At 70.2% G+C, this 1,557-nt stretch carries 1 protein-coding gene; it reads left to right on the top strand.

The window, feature by feature from the left end; all coding sequences use genetic code 11:
* Positions 1 to 106: 106 nt before the first annotated feature.
* Positions 107 to 1,557, top strand: a 1,451-nt coding sequence (gene hutH, locus Q7U95_RS06930; protein ID WP_308753076.1) for a histidine ammonia-lyase, incomplete at its 3' end; no start/stop codon positions are given.

Genomic DNA, 1,557 nt, shown 5'->3' on the forward strand with positions numbered 1-1,557 from the left:
CGGGCATGCGCGCCGATCTGGCGGTGTGGAATGTCGAAACCCCGGCCGAGCTGGCCTATCGCATCGGCTTCAACCCGCTTCACGCCCGTATCTTCGGAGGCCACGCATGCTGACCCTGATCCCCGGCGCCACGACACTGGCGCAACTGGAAACGCTCTGGCGCGAGGGCCTGGCCGCACGGCTGGACCCGGGCGCGAGGCCGGGTGTCGAGGCTGCGGCCGCAGCGGTGCGCCGGGCGGCCGAGGGCGCGGTGGCGGTCTACGGGGTGAACACGGGCTTTGGCAAGCTGGCCTCGGTGAAGATCGCCGCGAAGGATACGGCTGTCTTGCAGCGCAACCTGATCCTCAGCCATTGCTGCGGCGTGGGCGAGGCGCTGGATGTCGCCACCACGCGGCTGATGATGGCGCTCAAGCTGCTCAGCCTGGGGCGCGGGGCATCGGGCGTGCGCTGGGCGGTGATCGCGCAGATCGAGGCGATGCTGGAATGCGGCGTGACACCGGTGGTGCCCGCGCAGGGATCGGTCGGCGCCTCGGGCGATCTGGCGCCGCTGGCGCATATGGCGGCGGCGATGACCGGTGCGGGCGAGGCGGTCTTTCGCGGGCAGCGGATGGACGGTGGCGCGGCGCTTGCGGCGGCGGGGCTGGAACCGCTCACCCTGGGCCCGAAGGAGGGGCTGGGGCTGATCAACGGCACCCAGTTTTCCACCGCGCTGGCGCTGGTCGGGCTGTTCGAGGGCTGGCGCAACGCGGCCAACGCGCTGGTGACATCGTGCCTGTCGACCGATGCGATCATGGGATCGACCGCACCGCTGGAGCCCGAGATCCATGCCCTGCGCGGCCATCGCGGCCAGATCGAGGTGGCGCAGGCGATGGCGGCGCTGATGGCGGGCTCGGTGATCCGCGAAAGCCACCGCACCGGTGATGCGCGCGTGCAGGACCCCTATTGCATCCGCTGCCAGCCTCAGGTGGCGGGGGCGGCGGTGGACCTGCTGCGCTTTGCCGCCACGACGCTGGAAACCGAGGCCAATGCCGTGACCGACAACCCACTGGTGGTGGGGGCAGGGATCCTCTCGGGGGGGAATTTCCACGCCGAACCGGTGGCCTTCGCCGCCGATATCATCGCGCTGGCGCTGGCCGAAATCGGCGCCATCGCGCAGCGGCGCGTGGCGCTGATGGTGGACCCGACGCTCAGCCATGACCTGCCGCCCTTCCTGACGCCCGATCCGGGGCTGAACTCGGGCTACATGATCGCCGAGGTGACCACGGCGGCGCTGATGAGCGAGAACAAGCATCTCGCCAATCCCTGTTCCACCGATTCCACCCCCACCTCGGCCAATCAGGAAGACCATGTCTCGATGGCCGCGCATGGCGCGCGCCGGCTGGGGCGGATGAATGCCAATCTCTCGGTGATCCTTGGCGTCGAGGCGCTGTGCGCCGCGCAGGGCGTGAATTTCCGCGCGCCGCTGAACCCCTCACCACGCCTGAGCGCGGCGATCGCCGCGCTGCGCGCGCAGGTTCCGGTGCTCGAGGAGGATCGCTACCTGGCACCCGAGATCGA

It is taken from the genome of Candidatus Oleimmundimicrobium sp. (genome assembly GCF_030651595.1).
Lineage (GTDB): Bacteria > Actinomycetota > Aquicultoria > UBA3085 > Oleimmundimicrobiaceae > JAUSCH01.